This window comes from Cryobacterium arcticum, assembly GCF_003185895.1.
GTDB classification, from domain to species: domain Bacteria; phylum Actinomycetota; class Actinomycetes; order Actinomycetales; family Microbacteriaceae; genus Cryobacterium; species Cryobacterium arcticum.
This window is the reverse complement of sequence record NZ_QHLY01000012.1, coordinates 830,173-851,257: the sequence shown is the minus strand read 5'-3', so window position 1 is coordinate 851,257 and position 21,085 is coordinate 830,173. Positions and strand designations below refer to the sequence as shown.

18 protein-coding genes are annotated in these 21,085 nt (G+C 67.9%); 16 read left to right on the top strand and 2 right to left on the bottom strand.

Annotated elements, in window-relative coordinates; translation table 11 throughout:
- Window positions 1-6: 6 nt before the first annotated feature.
- The 7 genes from ruvC to CTB96_RS13580 all read left to right on the top strand — a co-directional run bounded on the left by ruvC (window position 7) and on the right by CTB96_RS13580 (window position 8,055).
- On the top strand, window positions 7-660 hold the full coding sequence (gene ruvC / locus CTB96_RS13610; RefSeq protein WP_110127404.1) for a crossover junction endodeoxyribonuclease RuvC: 654 nt from the start codon (window positions 7-9) through the stop codon (window positions 658-660).
- A complete protein-coding gene (gene ruvA, locus CTB96_RS13605; RefSeq protein ID WP_110127403.1) occupies window positions 657-1,304 on the top strand; it encodes a Holliday junction branch migration protein RuvA in 648 nt (215 codons plus the stop codon). Before ruvC ends, ruvA begins: the two co-directional genes overlap by 4 nt.
- Window positions 1,304-2,338 carry a Holliday junction branch migration DNA helicase RuvB gene (ruvB, locus tag CTB96_RS13600; protein ID WP_110127402.1) on the top strand — a complete coding sequence of 345 codons (1,035 nt, stop codon included), beginning with the start codon at window positions 1,304-1,306 and terminating at the stop codon, window positions 2,336-2,338. Before ruvA ends, ruvB begins: the two co-directional genes overlap by 1 nt.
- A 100-nt stretch (window positions 2,339-2,438) precedes the next feature.
- Entirely contained in the window at window positions 2,439-2,855 is a 417-nt protein-coding gene (yajC, locus tag CTB96_RS13595) for a preprotein translocase subunit YajC (RefSeq protein WP_110127401.1), read from the top strand.
- Between the two features lie 65 nt (window positions 2,856-2,920).
- Window positions 2,921-4,678, top strand: coding sequence for a protein translocase subunit SecD (gene secD, locus CTB96_RS13590; protein ID WP_110127400.1), 1,758 nt, complete (start codon window positions 2,921-2,923; stop codon window positions 4,676-4,678).
- Window positions 4,678-5,709, top strand: coding sequence for a protein translocase subunit SecF (gene secF, locus CTB96_RS13585; protein ID WP_110127399.1), 1,032 nt, complete (start codon window positions 4,678-4,680; stop codon window positions 5,707-5,709). Before secD ends, secF begins: the two co-directional genes overlap by 1 nt.
- Window positions 5,710-5,802: 93 nt before the next feature.
- On the top strand, window positions 5,803-8,055 hold the full coding sequence (locus CTB96_RS13580) for a RelA/SpoT family protein (RefSeq protein WP_110127398.1): 2,253 nt from the start codon (window positions 5,803-5,805) through the stop codon (window positions 8,053-8,055).
- Window positions 8,056-8,760: 705 nt separating this feature from the next.
- On the opposite strand, the gene CTB96_RS13575 is transcribed toward CTB96_RS13580, so the two are convergent.
- Both CTB96_RS13575 and CTB96_RS13570 read right to left on the bottom strand, forming a co-directional pair.
- Window positions 8,761-9,993, bottom strand: coding sequence for a DUF349 domain-containing protein (locus CTB96_RS13575; RefSeq protein ID WP_110127397.1), 1,233 nt, complete (start codon window positions 9,991-9,993; stop codon window positions 8,761-8,763).
- A 153-nt stretch (window positions 9,994-10,146) separates the two neighbouring features.
- Complete coding sequence (locus tag CTB96_RS13570) at window positions 10,147-10,953, bottom strand: peptidylprolyl isomerase (RefSeq protein ID WP_110127396.1); 807 nt, start codon at window positions 10,951-10,953, stop codon at window positions 10,147-10,149.
- Window positions 10,954-11,118: 165 nt separating this feature from the next.
- Here CTB96_RS13570 and CTB96_RS13565 point away from each other — a divergent pair, with 165 nt between their 5' ends.
- The 9 genes from CTB96_RS13565 (at window position 11,119) to aroC (ending at window position 21,085) form a co-directional block, all read left to right on the top strand.
- On the top strand, window positions 11,119-12,456 hold the full coding sequence (locus CTB96_RS13565) for a replication-associated recombination protein A (protein WP_110127395.1): 1,338 nt from the start codon (window positions 11,119-11,121) through the stop codon (window positions 12,454-12,456).
- Window positions 12,457-12,693: 237 nt separating this feature from the next.
- Window positions 12,694-13,323, top strand: a complete 630-nt coding sequence (gene rpsD, locus CTB96_RS13560; protein WP_066595696.1) for a 30S ribosomal protein S4 — start codon at window positions 12,694-12,696, stop codon at window positions 13,321-13,323.
- Between the two features lie 130 nt (window positions 13,324-13,453).
- Entirely contained in the window at window positions 13,454-13,819 is a 366-nt protein-coding gene (locus CTB96_RS13555) for a DUF948 domain-containing protein (protein WP_110127394.1), read from the top strand.
- 110 nt (window positions 13,820-13,929) lie between these two features.
- Window positions 13,930-14,151, top strand: a complete 222-nt coding sequence (locus CTB96_RS13550; protein WP_110127393.1) for a hypothetical protein — start codon at window positions 13,930-13,932, stop codon at window positions 14,149-14,151.
- 61 nt (window positions 14,152-14,212) lie between these two features.
- Window positions 14,213-16,867, top strand: a complete 2,655-nt coding sequence (gene alaS / locus CTB96_RS13545) for an alanine--tRNA ligase (RefSeq protein WP_110127392.1) — start codon at window positions 14,213-14,215, stop codon at window positions 16,865-16,867.
- A gap of 1 nt (window position 16,868) precedes the next feature.
- Window positions 16,869-17,345 (top strand): Holliday junction resolvase RuvX, encoded by a 477-nt coding sequence (gene ruvX, locus CTB96_RS13540; RefSeq protein WP_110127391.1) that lies wholly within the window; start codon window positions 16,869-16,871, stop codon window positions 17,343-17,345.
- Window positions 17,346-17,617: 272 nt separating this feature from the next.
- Window positions 17,618-18,889 carry an endolytic transglycosylase MltG gene (gene mltG / locus CTB96_RS13535; protein WP_248283378.1) on the top strand — a complete coding sequence of 424 codons (1,272 nt, stop codon included), beginning with the start codon at window positions 17,618-17,620 and terminating at the stop codon, window positions 18,887-18,889.
- Window positions 18,882-19,871, top strand: coding sequence for a shikimate dehydrogenase (locus CTB96_RS13530; protein WP_110127389.1), 990 nt, complete (start codon window positions 18,882-18,884; stop codon window positions 19,869-19,871). The genes mltG and CTB96_RS13530 overlap by 8 nt, the downstream gene beginning before the upstream one ends.
- A 5-nt stretch (window positions 19,872-19,876) precedes the next feature.
- Window positions 19,877-21,085 carry a chorismate synthase gene (aroC, locus tag CTB96_RS13525; protein ID WP_110127388.1) on the top strand — a complete coding sequence of 403 codons (1,209 nt, stop codon included), beginning with the start codon at window positions 19,877-19,879 and terminating at the stop codon, window positions 21,083-21,085.

Here is a 21,085-nt window from a genome sequence, read left to right as displayed (position 1 = left end):
CAACCGATGACGGTCAGGGTGCTGGGCATCGACCCCGGCCTGACCCGCTGCGGCGTCGGCATCGTCGACGTCGCAGCCAACCGGTCGGCGACCCTGGTCGATGTGCAGGTTCTGCGCAGCGCCCCCGACCTGCCCCTCGAACGCCGCCTGCTCCTGATCAGCGAGGGGCTCGAAGAACTCCTCGACCGGCACCAGCCGCACTTCGTGGCGATCGAGCGCGTCTTCGCCCAGCAGAACGTCAGCACAGTGATGGGCACAGCGCAGATCAGCGGTGTCGCCCTCATGCTCGCCGCCAAGCGCGGCCTCACGGTCACCCTGCACACCCCCAGCGAGGTCAAGGCGGCCATCACCGGCTACGGTTCCGCGGACAAGAAGCAGGTGGGCACGATGGTCGCCCGGGTGCTCGGACTCGCCGAGATCCCCAAGCCGGCGGATGCCGCGGACGCCCTGGCCCTGGCCATCTGCCACGCCTGGCGCACCGGAGTGGGCGGCGGGGTGCTGCCCACCAGCGGCGCGGTCGCGGCTGGACGCCGGTCGACGCCGTCGCTCAGCCCCGGCGCTCTGACGCCGGCCCAAAAGGCCTGGCGCGACGCCGAACGCGGCAACGCGCCGGGACCGGCGGCAGGAACGTCGGCTGGTCCCCGTAGGCTGAATAGGTGATTTCTTCTGTGCGCGGCCCCGTCCTCTCCGCCCTGGGTTCAACGGTGGTCATCGAGGTCGGGGGAGTGGGCCTGGCCCTGCAGGTGACCCCGTCCACCGCCCTGACGGCCCGGATCGGCGCCGAGACGCGACTGTCCACCACCCTGATCGTGCGGGAGGACTCGCTGACCCTGTACGGCTTCCCCAGTGCAGAAGAACTCGCCGTCTTCGAACTGCTCGTCGGTGTCACCGGTGTTGGCCCCAAGTCCGCACTCGGGGTGCTCGCCGTGCTCAGCCCCAACCAAATCGCACAGGCCGTCAACACCGAGGACGACGCCGTCTTCCGCAAGGTCAGCGGAATCGGACCCAAGACCGCCAAGCTCATCGTGTTGTCCCTGGTCGGCAAGCTCGCGGTCACGGCCGCACCCGCCGGCCCGGGCCGGACCGCCGTCGCGTCGGCGACAGTGGGCGCCAGTGTGCAGACGGCCCTGATCGGCCTCGGCTGGTCCGAGCGGGTGGCCGCGCAAGCCGTCGACGAGATCCTGGCCGGCAGTGCCGACTTCGACGCAGAGGAGGCCGGAGTCGCGGCAGTGCTGCGACTCGCCCTGGCCCGGCTCGGGCCCGCCCAGCACGCCGGCACGGCCAACGCCGCGGAGCGCCGCTGATGTCCGACGACCCCGGAGTCGAGCTGACCAACCCGTCCCTCGAAGGCGACGCCGAGCTGGCCTTCGAGGGCGCCCTGCGACCCAAGAGCCTGACCGAGTTCGTCGGCCAACAGAAGGTCCGCGGCCAACTGCAACTGCTGCTCACGGCAGCATCCATGCAGCAGCGCACCCCCGACCACATCCTGCTGGCCGGGCCTCCCGGCCTGGGCAAGACCACCCTGGCCATGATCATCGCCTACGAGGGCAACCGTCCGCTACGGATGTCGAGTGGTCCGGCGATCCAGCACGCCGGCGACCTGGCCGCCGTGCTCTCCTCGCTCGTGCCCGGTGAGGTGCTCTTCATCGACGAGATCCACCGGATGGCCCGCTCGGCCGAGGAAATGCTCTACCTGGCGATGGAGGACTTCCGCATCGACATCATGGTGGGCAAGGGCGCCGGCGCCACCTCGGTACCGCTCGACCTGGCTCCCTTCACCCTGGTCGGCGCGACCACCCGGTCCGGCATGCTGCCCAACCCCCTTCGCGACAGGTTCGGCTTCACGGCCCACCTGGAGTTCTACGCCGACGCCGAACTCGAGCTGGTGCTGGTGCGGGCGGCCAGCCTGCTCGGGCTCGCCATCGACCGGGAGGCCATCGCCGAGATCGCCGGACGCTGCCGGGGCACCCCGCGGATCGCCAACCGGCTGTTGCGCCGGGTGCGCGACTACGCGCTGGTGCACGGCGGCGACGCCGACCTGGCCGCGGTGCACGCCGCGCTCGAACTGTACGATGTCGACGAAATCGGCCTTGACCGCCTCGACCGCGAGGTGATGAACATCGTGCTGACCCGTTTTGGGGGTGGGCCGGTTGGACTGAATACGCTGGCCGTGTCGGTGGGGGAGGAACCCGAAACCATCGAATCGGTCGTCGAGCCCTTCCTGGTACGGATAGGCTTCCTCACGCGCACCCCGCGAGGGCGGGTTGCCACTGCCGCAGCGTGGCGGCATTTCGGCCTGAACAATCCTCAGGCTGCGCTCACCTTGGATGTTCTATAATTCAAGCTGGTCAGGCACGCCGACCCGTACCCCCTCACTCCACGCTCATCAAAAACTCTGTCGCCACGCTATGTGCGCTACGGGAAGGTTTCACAGTTCTATGGATCCGTTGACTCTTGTCATGCTCGCCGTTCTGGCGCTGCTCGTATTCTTCATGTTTCGCAACGGCCGTAAGCGCCAGAAGGACACCCTGGCCCTGCAGTCGCAGATGGTGGCCGGCGCCGACGTCATGACCAACTTCGGTCTCTACGGCACCATTGTGTCGATCGACGAGGAAGCCAACAAGGTCGCCCTCGAGATCGCACCCGGCACGATCGTCCAGATCCACCGCCAGACCATCGCCCGCGTCGTTGAGCCCACCGTCGCCGACGACGACCTCGACGAGACCCCGGTCGAGGACGACACCACGGCAGCCATCACCGGCGAGCCGGAGTACGGCCAGCGCACCGCTGAGGAGCCTTCGACCGACCAGGTCCAGGCCGACACCAACACCGAACCCAAAAAGGGCGACGCGTAACACATCCCCTCTCCGTGCCCGAGTCAGCTGACTCGGGCACGAGCAAAGAAAGCTGAGTTCAATAGGTGGCTAAGTCGTCTCCGACCAAGAAGGCCTGGCGTTCCCTGTCCTGGCTTGGCGTGATCATCATCGGTCTGATCGCTCTCAACGGGGTCGGGGTGCTCACCGGCGGCGGCTCCTGGACCCCGAAGCTCGCGCTCGACCTCGAGGGCGGCACGCAGATCACCCTCGCGCCCCAGCTCGAGTCCGGCCAGACCGTGTCATCCGAACAGCTCAACCAGGCTGTGTCGATCATCCGGCAGCGCATCGACTCCTCCGGGGTCTCCGAAGCCGAGATCAACACCCAGGGCGGCCAGAACATCGTCGTGTCCATTCCGGGCACGCCGGATGACGCCACCCTGAACCGGATCGAATCCTCGGCCAAGCTCGAGTTCCGTCCGGTCCTGATCGCCTCAGCGCCCTCTGCCGACAGTGTCGGAACCGACGACTCCACCGCAACGCCCACGCCGGGCGCCACCGACGACGCCGCGGCGGAGGCAACGCCCGAAGCAACCGAGGCGGCCCCGGCCGCCACCCCGACCGTCGCGCCCACCGACGCGAGTGACCTGAACAACATCACTCCCGCGCTGCAGGCAGAGTTCGACAGCTTCCAGTGCAGCGACATTGACACCAGCAACGTCGCACCTGCCGACGAGCCGCTGATCACCTGCGAGACGGATGGCTCGGTCAAGTACATCCTCGGCCCGGTCGAGGTGAGCGGTGAGAACATCTCCGACGCCACCAACGGCCAGGTCACCACCCAGAGCGGCGCGACCACCGGCGAGTGGGCCGTGAACATCGTCTTCGACTCCACCGGCACCAAGGCCTTCGCCGACGTCACCACCCGCCTCAGCGGCCTCGAGGGCGCCCAGAACCAGTTCGCGATCGTTCTCGACGGCAAAGTCATCTCCGCCCCGCGCACCCTCGCCGTGATCACCGACGGCAAGCCGCAGATCACCGGCTCGTTCGACCAGGACACCTCAAAGGCCCTCGCCGACCAGCTCAAGTTCGGCGCCCTGCCGATCAGCTTCGCCGTGCAGAGCCAGGACACCATCTCGGCCACCCTCGGTTCCACCCAGTTGCAGAGCGGCCTCATCGCCGGCCTGATCGGCCTGATCCTCGTCGTGCTGTACTCCCTCGCGCAGTACCGCCTGCTGGGCCTGGTCACGGTCGCGTCGCTCGTGGTCGCCGGTGTCGTCACCTACTTCCTGATCACCCTGCTGTCTTGGCGAGAGGGCTACCGGCTCTCCCTCGCCGGTGTGGCCGGCCTGATCGTGGCCATCGGTATCACCGCCGACTCGTTCATCGTCTACTTCGAACGAGTCCGGGACGAACTCCGCGACGGCAGGGGGCTCGTCTCCGCCGTCGAGTCCGGCTGGCGCCGGGCGATCCGCACCATCCTCGCCTCCGACACCGTCAACTTCCTGGCCGCTGCCGTGCTGTTCATCCTGGCGGTGGGTAACGTTCGCGGTTTCGCCCTGACGCTCGGACTCACCACCCTCGTCGACCTGTTGGTGGTCGCCCTCTTCACCCACCCGGTGTTGCAGCTGCTGGCACGCACGAAGTTCTTCGGCGACGGGCACAAACTCAGCGGACTCGACCCACGCGCCCTCGGCGCCGTCTACCGCGGTCGGGCGCAGTTCCAGCCTTCCGCAGAGGTCGCCTCCCGCAGGGCGGCGTCCTCCAGCAAGGAGGCCGTGAAGCGCCAGACCATCGCCGAACGCAAGGCGGCTGAGCTCATCGGATCCGGCTCGAGTAGCTCGACCGACGGGAAGGATTCCTAATGGCCAGCTTCAACCAGTTCGGCAACGACCTGCACACCGGCAAGCTGTCGTACAACATCGTCGGGCGCCGCAAGGTCTGGTATACGGTCGCCGGAATCATGATCCTGATCGCGATCCTCGGTCCGATCCTCCGCGGTGGATTCACCTTCGGAATCGAGTTCACCGGCGGCAGCGAGTTCGTGCTGTCCGAGATCTCCACCCAAGACCAGGGTGCGGCCGCCGACGCCGTGACCGAGGTCGTGCCCAGCGCCGTGCCGAAGATCTCCGCGGTCGGCAGCGACGGCATCCGGGTGCAGACCGACCAACTCACCGACACCGAGAGCCGTGAGGTGCGCGCCTCCCTGGCCTCCGCCTACAACGTCGACCCGGCCCAGGTGACGAGCTCGTTCATCGGCCCGTCGTGGGGCCAGGACATCACGGCCTCCGCGATCCGCGCCCTGCTGACCTTCCTGGTGCTTGCCGGTGTCGTGATGGCGCTGTACTTCCGCACCTGGAAGATGGCCGTAGCGGCCATGGTGGCGCTGCTGCACGACCTCGTCATCACCGCCGGTTTCTACGGCATCACCGGCTTCGAGATCACCCCGGCCGCCGTGATCGGCTTCCTCACGATTCTCGGGTACTCGCTCTACGACACCGTGGTGGTGTTCGACAAGATCCGCGAGAACACCAGCCTCGACGGGCCGGAGTCCCGGCGCACCTTCGCCGATTCGGTCAACCTCGCGGTGAACCAGACGCTGGTGCGCTCGATCAACACCTCCATCGTGGCCGTGCTTCCCGTCGCCTCGATCCTGGTGATCGGCGCGTTCGTCCTGGGCGCCGGCACCCTGCGCGACATTTCCCTCGCGCTGCTGATCGGCATGCTCGTCGGCACCTATTCCACGATCTTCATCGCCGCACCGCTGTACGCCCAGATGCGCGAGGGTGAGCCGGAGATTCGCAAGCGCGATAAGAAGGCGCTGGCGCTGAAGGCCAAGGCCGCCGGCACCGCCGTCACCGGTACGGATGCGGCGCACGCGGACGTCTCCGCGTGAGCCGCACCGCCCGGGAATACCCGACCTCCTCCGCCGGTTTAGCGTTTATCCGTTAGTACAGGGATAATTGGCGCCAGGGAATGAGGTAACGAGATGACTGAGATTACGACGCCATCCGCTGCGTCCCTGCGTCGCCTCGTGCCGCGCATCTTCTCCAGGGCCCAACCGGCCGGAGCCGTCGACACGCTCTTGAAGACGGTGCGCACGCACCATCCCAAGGTCGACCTGTCGATCATCGAACGGGCCTATACCGCGGCCGAACGCGCCCACGAGGGCCAGAAACGGCGCAGCGGCGAGCCGTACATCACCCACCCGGTGGCTGTCGCCCAGATCCTCGCGGACCTGGGCATCGGACCCAAGACCGTGGCGGCGGCTCTGCTGCACGACACCGTCGAAGACACCGACTACACCCTCGAGCAGTTACGCGCCGACTTCGGCGACGAGATCACCATGCTCGTCGACGGCGTCACGAAGCTCGACAAGGTCAAGTACGGTGACTCGACCCAGGCCGAGACCGTGCGCAAGATGATCGTGGCCATGTCCAAGGACATCCGGGTCCTGATCATCAAGCTGGCCGACCGGCTGCACAACGCCCGCACCTGGGGTTTCGTGCCCGCAGAGTCCGCCAGCCGCAAGGCGACAGAGACCCTGGAGATCTACGCCCCGCTGGCGCACCGGCTGGGCATCCAGACCATCAAGTGGGAACTCGAAGACCTGTCCTTCGGCGTGCTCTACCCCAAGCTCTACGCCGAGATCGAGAGCCTGGTCAAACAGCGCACTCCGCAGCGCGAAGAATTCGTGCAGTACGTCATCGACGCGATCAACGACGACCTCAAGGCCGCCCGTATCCGCGGCAAGGTGGCCGGCCGGCCCAAGCAGTACTACTCGATCTACCAGAAGATGGTGGTGCGCGGCCGGGAGTTCGACGAGATCTACGACCTGGTCGGCATCCGGGTCCTGGTTAACTCGGTGCGGGACTGTTACGCCGTGCTCGGCGCGATCCACGCCCGCTGGACCCCGCTGCCCGGCCGGTTCAAGGACTACATCGCCACCCCCAAGTTCAATCTCTACCAGTCACTGCACACCACGGTGCTCGGCCCGAGCGGGCGCCCGGTCGAGATTCAGATCCGCACCCAGGAAATGCACGAGCGCGCCGAATTCGGTGTCGCCTCGCACTGGAAGTACAAAGAGCAGGTCAACGGCAAGAGCTCCGGCCCCGGCCCGCAGAGCGACACCGACATGGCCTGGCTCGCGCACATCTCCGACTGGCAGGCAGAAACCGCCGACCCGAACGAGTTCCTCGACTCGCTCCGGTACGAGATCGGCGCGAAGGAGGTCTACGTCTTCACGCCAAAGGGGCGGGTGATCGGCCTGCCCGCCGACGCCACCCCGGTGGACTTCGCCTACGCCGTGCACACCGAGGTGGGCCACCGCACCATGGGCGCCAAAGTCAACGGACGATTGGTGCCGCTGGAGAGTTCCCTCACCACCGGCGACGTCGTCGAGGTCTTCACCTCGAAGAACCCCGACTCCGGACCCAGCCAGGACTGGCTGAACTTCGTCAAGAGCCCCAGGGCCCGGAACAAGATCCGGCAGTGGTTCACCAAGGAACGACGCGACGAAGCCATCGAGCAGGGCCGCGACGCCATCGCCAGGGCCATGCGCAAGCAGAACCTGCCGCTGCAGAAGCTGATGAACCAGGACTCGTTCGCCGAGGTCGCCGCGGTGATGCGCTACGAAGACGTCTCCGCGCTGTACGCGGCCGTCGGCGAGGGGCATGTCTCCACCCAGTCGGTGCTGGAGAAGGTCGTGGCCACTCTGCAGAGCGTGGAGGAGAGCGACGCGACCGACCTGCCGTTCGCCCCGAACGGGCGCACGCAGACTCTGCGCAACAACGACTCCGGCATCCTCGTGCGCGGGGCGCCCGACATCCTGGTCAAGCTCGCCCGATGCTGTACCCCGGTTCCCGGCGACAAGATCGTCGGCTTCATCACCCGCGGTTCGGGTGTCTCCGTGCATCAGTTCGACTGCCACAACGTGCAGTCGCTGCTCAAGGAACCCGAGCGGATGATCGACGTCGATTGGGCGCCCACCTCGAAGAGCCTCTTCCTGGTGCAGATCCAGATCGAGGCGCTCGACCGTTCCGGGCTGCTGTCCGACGTCACTCGGGTGCTCTCCGAACACCACGTCAACATCCTCTCCGCGACGGTGAACACCTCAAGCGACCGCCTGGCGATCAGCCGGTTCGTCTTCGAGATGGGCGACACCACCCACCTGGACCGAGTGCTGAACGCCGTGCGCCGGATCGACGCGGTCTACGACGTCTACCGGGTCAGCGACGGCTGATGCGCCCGGCCGCACGGCCGAGACGGACAACAACCGTATGGCCTGGTGCAGCCGAACCGCCGCGACCCGGCTGAACGAGATGCCGCGCAACTGTTCCGCCACTGTTCTGCCGGCCCGGTCGGTGTCACCCGGGGCGGCACGGGCTAGGAGGCCGGCGAGCAGCGCGGCATCCACCGGTCGCCCGGCCGCCCCGCCCCACCGCGCGAGGTCCAGGGCGGTGCGGAGCGGACCGGTGACGGGCAGCCCACCGATCAGCACAGTGTCGGCGGGGGAGAGTTTCACCTCGCGCAGGTGGATGCTGCCATCGGTGGGCATCCGGGTTCGCCCAGCGATGTCGACACAGAACTGATGCTGGGCCGGCTCGGGGACCAGGCCGTAGATCCACGCCGCCGTCATCCGCTCGGCGACCGCCCGCGACGGCGCAGCCCACGCCACGGCGGCCGCGCGGGTCTCCGGGCCATCGAACGCATCGATCGGGCACCAGACACCGGCCAGGGTGAACACCTCCCCGTCCAGGCGGGCGGCGTTCAGCTCGGCCAGGGGAAGATCCGCCGGCGTGAGTTCACCGGGAAGCACAGCAGTCATGCTTCCAGGGTGCTGACCCCACGGTGGTACACGAAACGGGACCGGGAACCTGTGGACAGATTCCCGATCCCGTGTCGCCTGTGCACAGCCTGAGCCGCGCGGTTCTGTGCTGGTGGAGCGTTACTGCCCGATGGCCTTCAGCCAAGCCTTGCGGGTCTCGAGGGCCTCGGTGGCGTCCTTGATCTTGCGGGCGTCCTTGGTCTCCTGCGCTACCGCCAGCTCGGCTTCGAGCTTCGCGATCGCGTCGTGCAGCTGACCGGCGAGACCCTCAGTGCGAGCCTTGGTCTCGGGGTTGTTGCGCTTCCAGTGGTCGTCGTCGAGCTTGCGCACGGCGGCCTCCACCTTGCGCATGCGCTCTTCGACCGGCTTGACCTGGTCGCGGGGGACCTTGCCGGCGGCGTCCCAGCGACGCTGCACAGAGCTCAGCACCTCGCGAGCCTTGACCCGGTCGGTCTCGGTGAGGAGGGCTTCTGCTTCGGTGAGCAGCTCGAGCTTGACCACCAGGTTGCCGGCGAACTCCTCGTTGTCCTGCGCGTCGATCTCGCTCTTGACGGAGTAGAGCACGTCGCCGGCAGCCTTGAACTTCGCCCACATGGCGTCGTCCTGCTTCTTGCCCGAGCGCCCGGCGGCCTTCCAGTCCTCGAGCAGGTTGCGGTAGGCGGGAATGCCGTCGGCACCCTGAGGGGCCAGGGCCTCGGCCTTCTCGATCAGCTGCTGCTTGCGGTTGCGAACATCCTTGTGTGCGCTATCGAGCTCGGCGAAGAACGCCTTGCGGTTCTGCTCGATGGTCGTGCGTGCGGCGCGGAATCGCTTCCAGAGTTCGTTGGCCTCGCCCTTGGGGATGCGCGGGGCGTCGTGCTGGTGGGCCTGCCACTTGGCGAACAGGGCATCGAGGGCGGCGCTGGTCTGCTTCCACTGCGTCTTGGCTGGGTCTTCGGCCGCGAGGCGCTCGGCCTCTTCGACGATTGCAGCGCGTTCGGCCAGGGCGGCAGCGCCGGCGGCCTTGGCCTCGACGCCCTGCTGCTCGGTGAGCTCGGTGACGGTGCCGCCGAGGGCGCCCAGGCGCTCGGCGAGGGCGGCAAGGTTTCCCACCGCGTTGGCCGTGGCGACCGACTTGGACAGGTTCGCGACCGACTTGGCGATATCGGCGGCCGGAGCCCCTCCCTTCGCGCGCTGTTCGAGCAGGGTGACCTGCCCGTTCAGTTCCACATACTTACGTTCGAAGTAGGCGAGCGCCTCCTCGGGAGTCGCATCGGGATACTGGCCGACGGCACGTTCGCCGTCTGCCTCGCGCACGTAAACCGTGCCGGTTTCGTCTACGCGACCCCATGGTTGCTGATCTGTCGTAGTCAAGTGCCTCACCTTAATGATTTGGTTGGTAACCCGCGAAGGGCGAATACCTGGACGAGCCAATACGCGCACAAGCCTATTGCAAGGCTGCCCAACGTTCAGCGGAATCGACCGAACTGTTGCCGGCGAAAGGGTATTTGCCGATCTGTTCGGGTGTTATTGCACGGTCAGAGAGGTGATGGTGGTCGGAACCACCGGGGCACCATCGGTCGACCCGTCGGCGACGCCGGCGTCGACGACACCAGTGATCAGCTGGTCGAGACCGCTCGTCACCTTCCCGATGACCGTATAACCCGAGCCGTCGGCACCGGCCGGGATGGTCGTGTCGGCGTAGACGACGAAGAACTGGCTGCCCATGCTGAACGGGTCACTCGACCGGGCCATGGCCAGGGTGCCGGCCGGGTACACGGCATCAGCCGGAGCGTTCTCCACCGGACCGTAGTAGTAGTTCGGTCCGCCAGTGCCGTCGCTGTTCGGGTCGCCGCACTGCAGCACCGAGAAGCCGCCGTTGGTGAGACGGTGGCAGCTGAGGCCGTCGTAGAAACCAGACTCGGCCAGGCTGATGGTCGACGACACCGCCTGCGGTGCAAGGGAACCGTCCAACTCGATTCCGAGCGGAATGTCATTGAGAGTCAGAGTCCCGGTCCAGGTGCGGCCTTCGGCCAGGTCGCTGGACGGCACGTCGCCGGCATTGGCGCCCGGCGTGGGCGTCACGGTGTCGGTGGGCGAGTCGGTCGGCGTCGCCGTGGCCGAGGGCTCCGGCGTACCGGGTCCGCCGCCGAAATAGAACAGCTGAGCGCCCACCAGCACGACGAGCACGACCAGCAGGATGCCGCCGGCCAGGATGTTGTCGCGCACCCGGCGCTTGCCCTGGTGCGCGTGCACAGCTTGCCTGGCCTGGTAGGCGCGAACCCGGCCGCGGGTTTCACGTGCTTCGCGATCCTGTTTGTTGCTCGGTGCCACGGGAATCCTCCAGGTGCCGCCAGCGGGCGGGAAAAGTCAGCCTTCCGGGCTACACGGCCCGGTCACCCTGAACTCTACGCACCCGCGGGCGGCGGGAAAAATCAGCCGGACCGGCACCGATCCCGGGCGGAACCGGCTGTCAGCGGCACAAACTACGCTGGAGCCATGTCATCAGCACAACCGGGCCTGCGCACCGGTGCCACGCCGCTCGCGGTGCGCATGCGCCCCAAGAGCCTGGCCGAGGTCGCCGGGCAGCGTCACCTGCTGAACCCGGGGTCGCCCCTGGTGAGCCTGGCGAACGACAAGACGGGGGAGCAGGGTTCGGTGTCGGTCATCCTCTGGGGCCCGCCCGGAACCGGCAAGACCACCCTGGCGCAGACGATCGCACACAGCTCTGGACGGCGGTTCGTCGAACTCTCAGCGGTGTCCGCCGGCGTGCGGGACGTGCGCCAGGTGATGGAAGAGGCGCGCACCAGCCGCGACCTGTACGGCCTGTCGACGGTCTTGTTCCTCGACGAAATCCACCGGTTCAGCAAGGCACAGCAAGACGCCCTACTACCCGGGGTGGAGAACGGCATCATCATCCTCGTCGCGGCCACCACCGAGAACCCGTCGTTCGCGGTGATCTCGCCGCTGTTGTCGCGTTCGCTGCTGCTCACCCTGGAGACCCTGAGCGACGACGACCTCGGCCTGGTCGTCGACCGCGCGGTCACCGACCAGCGGGGACTGGCCGACAGGTTCGTCCTCGACCCCGAAGCGCGCGGCGCCATCATCCGGCTCGCCTCCGGCGACGCCCGCCGCGCCCTCACGGCACTCGAAGCGGCATCGGTGTCCGCCGCCACGACCGAGACAGAAGACGGCGAGAAGCCCGTCATCACCACCGAGATCGTCTCCCTCGCCGTCGACCGGGCGCTGCTGCGCTACGACCGCAACGGTGACGAGCACTACGACGTGATCAGCGCCTTCATCAAGTCGGTGCGCGGGTCGGACGTGGATGCGTCGCTGCACTACCTGGCCCGCATGATCGAAGCCGGGGAGGATCCCCGGTTCATCTGCCGGCGCATCATCGTGCTCGCTTCGGAGGACATCGGCATGGCCGACCCGCAGTCGCTCGTCATCGCGATCGCCGCCGCGGACGCCGTGCAATACATCGGCATGCCGGAAGGGCGCATCCCGCTCGCGCAGGCCGTGGTGCATCTGGCCTGCGCGCCGAAGTCCAACGCCGCATACATGGCGCTGGACGCGGCCATAGCGGACGTGCGGGCCGGGAACACCGGCCGGGTGCCCAAGCACCTGCGCGATGCGCACTATCCCGGTGCGAAGCGGCTGGGCCACGGCAAGGGCTACCAGTACCCGCACGACGACACGCTGGGCGTCCTGAAGCAGGATTACCTGCCCACCGAGTTGCGGCGCACTCAGTACTACCAGCCCACCGAGCACGGCAACGAGCGGGAAGTCTCCGCCCGGCTGGCCAAACTGCGCCGGATCATCCGCGGCGAGTAGGCCAGGACCCGCGTGAATCAAGGGGGAGGAGGGCTCCCGTGTGCTAGCCTTGACCTCGCCTACAACTGGTTTCGTCATGCGGCTGCGTCTCGATACCGATGTTGGAGTGGATTCGCCCTGTAGCCGGGCGGCCCGTGGCACCCACCCCTCTGATCTCCCATGACGTTCCGGCCTGCCGTAACACGCTCGCCTGACACGCCCTGGTATCCATTTTCCAGTTCCATCCGAAAGGACACTGTGTCTACCAAGTCACGTACCCGCAGTAAGACCCGCCTCTCGCGGGCCCTGGGCATCGCCCTCACCCCGAAGGCCGCCAAGTACCTCGAGAAGCGCCCCTATGCTCCGGGCGAGCACGGCCGCACCAAGCGCAAGACCGATTCGGACTACGCCGTGCGCCTGCGCGAAAAGCAGCGCTTACGCGCCCAGTACGGCATCCGCGAAGCCCAGCTCAAGATCGCCTTCGAAGAAGCGCGTCGCCGCCAGGGCCTGACCGGTGAGAACCTGGTCGAGATCCTCGAGACCCGTCTCGACGCCCTCCTGGTGCGTTCGGCTATCGCCCGCACCACCGCCCAGGCCCGTCAGATGGTTGTGCACCGTCACATCCTCGTCGACGGCCAGCTGGTTGACCGCCCGTCCTTCCGCGTGAAGCCGGGTCAGCTCATCCACGTCAAGGCACGCTCAGAGGGCACCGAGCCCTTCCAGGTTGCAGCCGCCGGCGGACACGTCGACCTGCTCCCGAAGCTGCCGCCGTACCTCGAGGTCGAACTCGACAAGCTGCAGGCCCGCCTCGTGCGCGCGCCGAAGCGGATCGAGATTCCCGTGACCTGTGAAGTTCAGCTCGTCGTCGAGTACTACGCAGCACGCTAGTCACCCCCGGCGGGTCTCCATCCGCTGGAACTGAACTACGCTGGAGGGCGGATCACCTAGGTGATCCGCCCTTTTGCGTTTGCTCGTGCATGCTCTGAACGTATTCACTGAACCGAATGGATGGTGTCGCATGACTGGTGGAGATATCGCCGGCCTGATTGCCGCGGGCGTTTTCGCAATCCTGGTGGGGTTCCTCGCCCTGCCGCTGATCAAGCTGGGGCGGGTCTTCGACGAGACCACCCTCGCCATCCGGGATCTCAGTTCCAACGTGACCCCGCTGCTCGAGGAGACCACGAGCACGATCGCGCAGACCAATCACCAGCTGGCCACGCTCGACACCATCACCACCAACGTCGCCGAGGTCACCGGCAACGTGTCTGCCCTCGTCGCGCTCGTCGCGGCCACCGTGGGCGGCCCGCTGATCAAGCTCGCCGGATTCTCGGCCGGCCTGCGCGCGGCGTTCACGGCATCGCGCCCCCGGCGGGGCAAGAACTAAGTCCACTACGCTTAGGAACCGAGAGCGTCGTGGCCGAATCGTGCTGCACCAGCCGGTTCGCATCCGCCAGTCACTCACCCACATCTCCACACACACAGGGAGCACATGCCATGAAGAACGTCATCTGGTTACTCGTCGGCGTCGGGATCGGCTTCGTTGCCGCTCACGAGGTGAACAAGACCCAGCAGGGCAAACGGTTCTTCACCGACCTTGACGCGAAGACCCGCGAGTTCGGCGAGGCCATCTCCGAGGGCTACCGCAAGCGCGAGGCCGAGCTGCACGCCGCCCTAGGCGAAGCCGAAGACACCATCGACGAGCTCTCCAAGCCGTAACCCACTTCCTCCCGCATTCCCCTGAGCAGGTCCGCCTGCTCCAGCAAACAGTACGGACACCATGCAGACTGCCGACATCCGCGGGCGCTGGCTCGACTTCTTCGCTGACCGTGGACACACCGTTGTCCCCTCGGCGTCACTCGTCAGCGACGACCCCTCCCTCCTCTTCACCGTCGCCGGTATGGTGCCGTTCGTGCCGTACCTCACCGGTCTGGTGCCCTCGCCGTACCCGCGCGCCACGAGCGTGCAGAAGTGCATCCGCACCAACGACATCGAAGAGGTCGGCAAGACCCCGCGGCACGGCACGTTCTTCCAGATGAACGGCAACTTCTCCTTCGGTGACTACTTCAAGGAGCAGGCGATCAGCTACGCCTGGGAGCTGCTCACCTCGAGTGAGGCCGACGGCGGCTACGGTTTCGCCGAGAAGGATCTCTGGGTCACGGTCTACGAGAACGACGACGAGGCCTTCGGGTACTGGCGTGCGCTGGGGCTGCCCGAACACCGCATCCAGCGACTGGGCATGGACACCAACTATTGGTCCACCGGCCAGCCGGGACCGGCCGGCCCCTGCAGCGAGATCTTCTTCGACCGCGGACCGGCGTACGGCATCGACGGTGGCCCGGCCACCGACGACGACAGGTACGTCGAAATCTGGAACCTCGTTTTCATGCAGTACCTGCGTGGCGAGGGCACCGGAAAGAACGATTTCCAGATCCTCGGCGACCTGCCCAAGAAGAACATCGACACCGGCATGGGCCTGGAACGGGTCGCGTTCCTCAAGCAGGGCGTCGAGAACATGTACGAGATCGACCAGGTGCGCCCGGTCCTCGACCGCGCCGCCGCCCTGTCCGGCCGCCGTTACGGCGCCGTACACGACGATGACGTGCGGATGCGCATCGTCGCCGACCACGTGCGCTCCTCCCTGATGCTGATGAGCGACGGCGTCATGCCGTCCAACGAGGGCCGCGGCTACATCCTGCGCCGCCTGATGCGCCGCAGTGTTCGCGCCATGCGGCTGCTCGGCGTCGACACCGCCTCATTCACCGAACTGTTCCCCGCCTCCCGCGACGCCATGAGCGCCGCGTACCCCGAGGTCGCCACCGACTTCGACCGCATCAGCCAGGCCGCGTATGCCGAAGAGGAGACCTTTCTGCGCACCCTGGCCAGCGGATCGAGTGTGCTCGACCTCGCCGTGGCGAAGACCAAGAGCGCCCAGAAGGCAGAGCTGCCCGGCGATACCGCCTTCCTGCTGCACGACACCTACGGTTTCCCCATCGAGATCACCCTCGAAATGGCCGAGGAAGCGGGCCTCAGCGTCAACCGTGAGGCGTTCGACACCCTGATGGCGAAGCAGCGCGCGATGGCGAAGGCCGACGCGAAGGCCAAGAAGACCCACCTGGCCGACCTGTCGGTCTACAGCGCCTTCCGCGCGCAGGGCGAAACCGTCTTCACCGGCTACGACATGCTGCAGACCGAGTCCACCATCCTGGGCCTGATCGTCGACGGCGCCTCGGTGAACCGCGCCGTGGCCGGCGACATCGCCGAGGTGATCCTGGCGGAGACCGCGCTGTACGCCGAATCCGGCGGCCAGGAAGCCGACGCCGGCCTGATCGTGGGCCCGGGCTACGAACTCGAAGTTCTCGACGTGCAGAAGCCCGTCAAGGGGCTGATCAGCCACAAGGTGCAGGTCTCCAGCGGAGAGGTCGGCGTCGGCGATCCCGCCACCAGCGTCGTGGACCCCGACTGGCGCCGCGGCGCACGGCAGGCGCACTCCGGCACCCACATCCTGCACGCGGCGCTCCGCCAGGTGCTGGGCCCGAACGCGCACCAGTCCGGCTCTTACAACAAGGCCGGCTTCTTCCGGCTCGACTTCTCCTGGAACCAGGCCCTCTCGCCCGCGACGCGCAGTGAGATCGAGGAGATCTCCAACAACGCCATCCGCGACAACCTCGAGGTGACCACCCGTGAGCTGCCGCTGGCCGAAGCCAAGGCGCTGGGCGCGATGGCCCTGTTCGGCGAGAAGTACGGCGACCGCGTGCGTGTTGTCGACATCGGCGGACCCTGGTCGCGTGAACTCTGCGCCGGTACCCATGTGGCCACCAGCTCGGAGATCGGCATGATCAACCTGGTCAGCGAGGCGTCGGTGGGCTCCACCAACCGCCGGGTCGAATCGCTCGTCGGCCTGGAAGCGTTCCGCGACCTCGCCGCAGAGCGCGCGATCGTGTCCCAGCTCACCAGCAACCTCAAGACGCCCCGCGAGCAGTTGCCGGCCAAGATCGCCGACCTCATGCAGAGCCTCAAGGCCGCCGAGAAGAAGATCGCCACGTTCGAAGCACGCGCCCTGGGCGACCGGGTGCCGGCGCTCGTCGCCACGGCCACCCGGCTCGGCGGCGTCAACGTGGTGGCCGAAGACCTCGGTGCGCTGAACTCGGCCGACGACGTGCGCATGCTGGTCACCAGCACCCGCGAACGCCTCGGCGGTGACGCCGCGGTCGTGGCCCTCGCCGCGACGGTGGGGGACAAGCCCGTCGTGATCGTGGCGACCAACGCCGCGGCCAGGGAAGCCGGCCACAAGGCCGGCGCGCTGGCCAAGCAGCTCTCCGGGATCCTCGGCGGCGGCGGCGGCGGCAAGGACGACCTGGCCCAGGGCGGTGGCACCAAGGTGGATGCGATCCCCGAGGCGCTGGGCACCCTGCGAACCCTGGTCGCCCGCTGATATGCGGTCGGGCGTGCGTGTGGGAATCGATGTCGGCACCGTGCGAATCGGCGTCGCGCGCAGCGACTTCCACGGCATGCTCGCCACTCCGGTGGAGACGGTGCCCAGGGAGCGCGGCGCGGCCGCGCCGGGCGACCTCGGCCGGATCACGGCGATCGTGGCCGAACTCGACGCCGTCGAGGTGATCGTCGGGCTGCCGCTGGCCCTCTCGGGCCGGCACACGGCATCCACTGATGACGCCGTCGAGTTCGCCGGAGCGCTGGCATCCGCCGTGGCGGTACCGGTGCGCCTGGTCGACGAGCGGCTCTCGACGGTGTCGGCCCAGGCCGCCCTGCGCACGGTCGGACGCAGCACTCGCACCCAACGTCCAGTGGTCGATCAGGTGGCCGCGACTATCATCTTGCAGCACGCCCTTGACACTGAACGGGCCACAGGCAAACCTGCCGGTACGCCCGTCGACCAGACCGGAAGGCCCTAATCGTGGCACCTCCTGCACCGGAATCTCCCGACGCGAATCCGTCGGGAGGCGCTGGTGGCACACCGTTGCCGTCGCGTCGGGCCAGACGTGAAGCCGAAGCAGCCCGGGAGGCCGAAGCCGGTCGCGCGGGCACAGGCGCGGCCCCGGCCCCGCTGGCGGTCGAGCCGCCCGCACCGCTGCCCGTCGAACAGCCCGCTCCGGTAGCGGCACCTGTCCGGCCGTCTGCCGCCGACCAAACCCTGCCGGAGGTCACCCCGCCCGTAGCTGCTGCGGTGACGGAGGAATCGGCCTCGGCGTGGGGCTCAGAGCACAACCCGTTCGCCGGGCTCGGCTTCGGCACGCCGCCGGAGACCACAGAACCCGCGACCCCGGTCAGCTCAGCACCTGCCGGGCCGGCCGCGCCGGTTCGCACCGGCCGCCCGAACTCCCGCGCCAACCGTCGCGCGCAGTTGATGGACCAGCCCCCGCGCGCGCCGAAGTCGCGCAGGGGCGGCTGGGGCTGCCTCATCGTCGTGCTGGTGCTCCTCGGCCTGATGGCGGCTGCGGCCTTCGCCCTGCAGGGACCGATCACCCAACTCATCGCGGCCACCCAGGGCCCAGAGGACTACGAGGGGTCTGGAGGCGATGAGGTGCTCGTGATGATCCACGACGGCGAGACCGGCTCCGACATCGCGAACACCCTCGTCGCGCAGGACGTGGTGAAGAGCTACGACGCGTTCTACTCGCTGCTCCTCGCCCAGGCCGAGGACCCGGTCTTCCAGCCCGGCGCCTATCTCCTGGCCTCCCAGATGAGCGCCGCGGCCGCCCTCGAAGCCCTGCAGGACCCGGAAACCCGACAGGAACTGACCGTGGTCATCCCCGAGGGAACCGCCGCGGTGGACGTGCTGGCCTCGCTCGCTGAAGGCACCGACATCCCGCTCGCCGACCTCCAGGCTGCGGCAGCCGACCTGTCCGGCTACGGCCTGCCCGCTGAGGCCACCAGCCTCGAGGGCTTCCTCTTCCCCGCCACCTACACGTTCCAGCCGGCCACAAGCGCGCATGACGCGATCAAGACCCTGGTCGACCGGCAATTCCAGGCCCTGGACGAGGCCGGAGTCGCACCGGAGGACCGCTGGAAGACCATCGTGATGGCCTCATTGATCCAGCGTGAGGCCGGCCTGAGGGACGACTACTACAAGGTGTCCAGAGTCTTCTACAACCGGCTCGACCCGGCCCAGTGGGACACGGGGCTGCTCCAGTCCGACGCCACCGTCGCCTACGGCACCGGCAACACCCATCTGGTGACTACCACCGACGATGAACGCGAAGACGCGGGCAACGTCTACAACACCTATGTGCACCCCGGCCTACCGGTCGGACCGATCAGCAACCCCGGTGACCTGGCCATCGACGCCGCCCTGCACCCCGCTGACGGCAGCTGGCTCTACTTCGTGACCTGGAACCTGGACACCGGCGAAACGATCTTCTCGACCACGTCAGAGGAGCACGAAGCCGGAGTCGACAAGTGGAACGACTGGATGTTGGAGCACCCCGAATATGGTTGATCCCACCCCCGAGAACCAGGCCCCGGAGGACCACACGCCTCGACGCCTGGCCGTGCTCGGTTCGCCGATCGCGCACTCGCTCTCCCCGGCGCTGCACGCCGCCGCCTACACGGCCCTCGGGCTGGGATGGCAGTACTCAGCGGTGCAGGTGGAAGCGGGGGAGCTGGACGGGTTCCTCGCCGAACTCGGTCCTGACTGGCTCGGCCTGTCGCTGACCATGCCGCTCAAGCACCAGGTGCAGGCCCGGCTGAGCGACATCGATCGGGTGGCCACACTCACCGGAGCGGTGAACACCGTGCGGTTCGGTGACGAGCCCGTCGACGGGACGGCCCGGCCGCTCACCGGCTACAACACGGATGTGCCCGGCCTGGTGCGCGCCCTGGCCGAGGCCGGCGTCGACCAGGCCGCGAGGGTGACCCTCCTCGGCGCGGGCGCGACAGCAGCATCCGCCCTGGTCGCCGCCGCGGAACTCGGCGCAGAGTTCGTGGACATCATCACGCGCACCCCGGCCCGCGCCGACGTTCTGGTGGACCTCGGGCGGCGGCTGGGCCTGGTCGTGACCGTCGCCGACCTCTCCGCCATTTCAGACCCCGGCCGCAGCAGCGATCTCGTGATCAGCACTATGCCGGGCGACGCCGCGCTGGCCACGGAGTTCCCCGCGGAGCTGCGGGCGAACACGCTGCTCTTCGACGTCGGGTATGCCCCGTGGCCGACCGCCCTGGCCTCGTCCTGGACCGCCGCCGGCGGCCGCGCCTGTTCCGGACTCACGATGCTCTTGCACCAGGCGCTCATCCAGGTGCGCATCTTCGTCGGCTCCGACCCGTTCCAGCCGCTGCCCGACGAGGCCGCTGTGCTCAACGCCATGCGTTCGGCCCTCACCGATGCCACCCTCGGGGCCGCGCTCGGTGCGTCCGCACGTGAGGCTGCCGACGGTGCCGCACCCGGGAGTGCCGCTTCGCCGGGCCACGCTGTGGAAGGATAGAACCTATGCTTCGTTGGCTTACCGCCGGAGAGTCCCACGGCCCCGAACTCCTCGCCATTGTCGAGGGTTTGCCCGCTGGGATCCCGGTCACCCTAGATGAGATCCGCCTCGACCTTGCGCGCCGCAAACTCGGCTACGGCCGGGGTGCCCGCATGAAATTCGAGCAGGATGAGTTGAACATCTCCGGCGGCGTTCGCCACGGACTGACCCTCGGCGGCCCTGTCGCCCTGCGGATCGGCAACACCGAATGGCCCAAGTGGTCTGAGGTGATGAGCCCGGAGCCGGTCGATCCCGCCCTGCTCACCCGCGGTCGCGGTGCGCCGCTGGTGCGTCCCCGTCCCGGCCACGCCGACCTCGTGGGCATGCAGAAGTACGATTTCGACGAGGCCCGCCCGGTGCTCGAACGTGCCAGCGCCCGCGAAACCGCCGCCCGCGTCGCCCTCGGCGCTGTCGCCAGGGCTTTCCTTGCCGGCCTCGGCATCGAACTGGTCAGCCACACTCTCTCGATCGGCCCGGTCCGCGTTCCAGAGGGTTCGCCGCTGCCGCACCCGAGCGACGTCGACACCCTCGACGCCGACCCGTTGCGCTGCTTCGACCCCGCCACCAGCGCGCTGATGGTGGCCGAAGTGGACGCCGCGCACAAGGACGGCGACACCCTCGGCGGCATCGTCGAGGTGCTCGCCTACAACCTCCCACCCGGTCTGGGCTCCTTCGTGCACTGGGACAAACGGCTCGACTCGCAGCTGGCTGCCGCGCTGATGGGCATCCAGGCGATCAAGGGCGTGGAGGTCGGCGACGGCTTCCTCACCACCACTCGCCGCGGATCGGCCGCTCACGACGAACTCGTGCAGGTCGACGACCGCATCGTGCGCGCCAGCGACAAGGCCGGCGGCACCGAGGGCGGCATGTCGACCGGAACCGTGTTGCGGGTGCGCGCTGGAATGAAGCCGATCGCCACGATTCCGCGGGCCCTGCGCACTGTGGACGTCACCACGAGCGAAGCAGCGCCTGCGCACCACCAGCGCTCAGACGTCTGTGCGGTCCCGGCCGCCGGAGTCGTGGCCGAGGCCATGGTCGCGCTCGTGCTGGCCAACTCGGTGCTGGAGAAGTTCGGTGGCGACTCGCTCACCGAGACCCGCCGCAACCTGGACTCCTACCTCGCCAACATCCCGGCGAACCTGCGCACCGGGGCGTCCAGCGACGCCACCGTGTAA

What these genes read in the sequence shown, in the direction of transcription:
- alaS (WP_110127392.1), top strand. Translation starts at nt 14,213, where the DNA reads ATGCAGACTGCCGACATCCGCGGGCGCTGGCTCGACTTCTTCGCTGAC.
- CTB96_RS13550 (WP_110127393.1), top strand. Translation starts at nt 13,930, where the DNA reads ATGAAGAACGTCATCTGGTTACTCGTCGGCGTCGGGATCGGCTTCGTT.
- CTB96_RS13580 (WP_110127398.1), top strand. Translation starts at nt 5,803, where the DNA reads ATGACTGAGATTACGACGCCATCCGCTGCGTCCCTGCGTCGCCTCGTG.
- ruvC (WP_110127404.1), top strand. Translation starts at nt 7, where the DNA reads ATGACGGTCAGGGTGCTGGGCATCGACCCCGGCCTGACCCGCTGCGGC.
- CTB96_RS13530 (WP_110127389.1), top strand. Translation starts at nt 18,882, where the DNA reads ATGGTTGATCCCACCCCCGAGAACCAGGCCCCGGAGGACCACACGCCT.
- ruvB (WP_110127402.1), top strand. Translation starts at nt 1,304, where the DNA reads ATGTCCGACGACCCCGGAGTCGAGCTGACCAACCCGTCCCTCGAAGGC.
- aroC (WP_110127388.1), top strand. Translation starts at nt 19,877, where the DNA reads ATGCTTCGTTGGCTTACCGCCGGAGAGTCCCACGGCCCCGAACTCCTC.
- secF (WP_110127399.1), top strand. Translation starts at nt 4,678, where the DNA reads ATGGCCAGCTTCAACCAGTTCGGCAACGACCTGCACACCGGCAAGCTG.
- yajC (WP_110127401.1), top strand. Translation starts at nt 2,439, where the DNA reads ATGGATCCGTTGACTCTTGTCATGCTCGCCGTTCTGGCGCTGCTCGTA.
- ruvX (WP_110127391.1), top strand. Translation starts at nt 16,869, where the DNA reads ATGCGGTCGGGCGTGCGTGTGGGAATCGATGTCGGCACCGTGCGAATC.
- CTB96_RS13565 (WP_110127395.1), top strand. Translation starts at nt 11,119, where the DNA reads ATGTCATCAGCACAACCGGGCCTGCGCACCGGTGCCACGCCGCTCGCG.
- CTB96_RS13555 (WP_110127394.1), top strand. Translation starts at nt 13,454, where the DNA reads ATGACTGGTGGAGATATCGCCGGCCTGATTGCCGCGGGCGTTTTCGCA.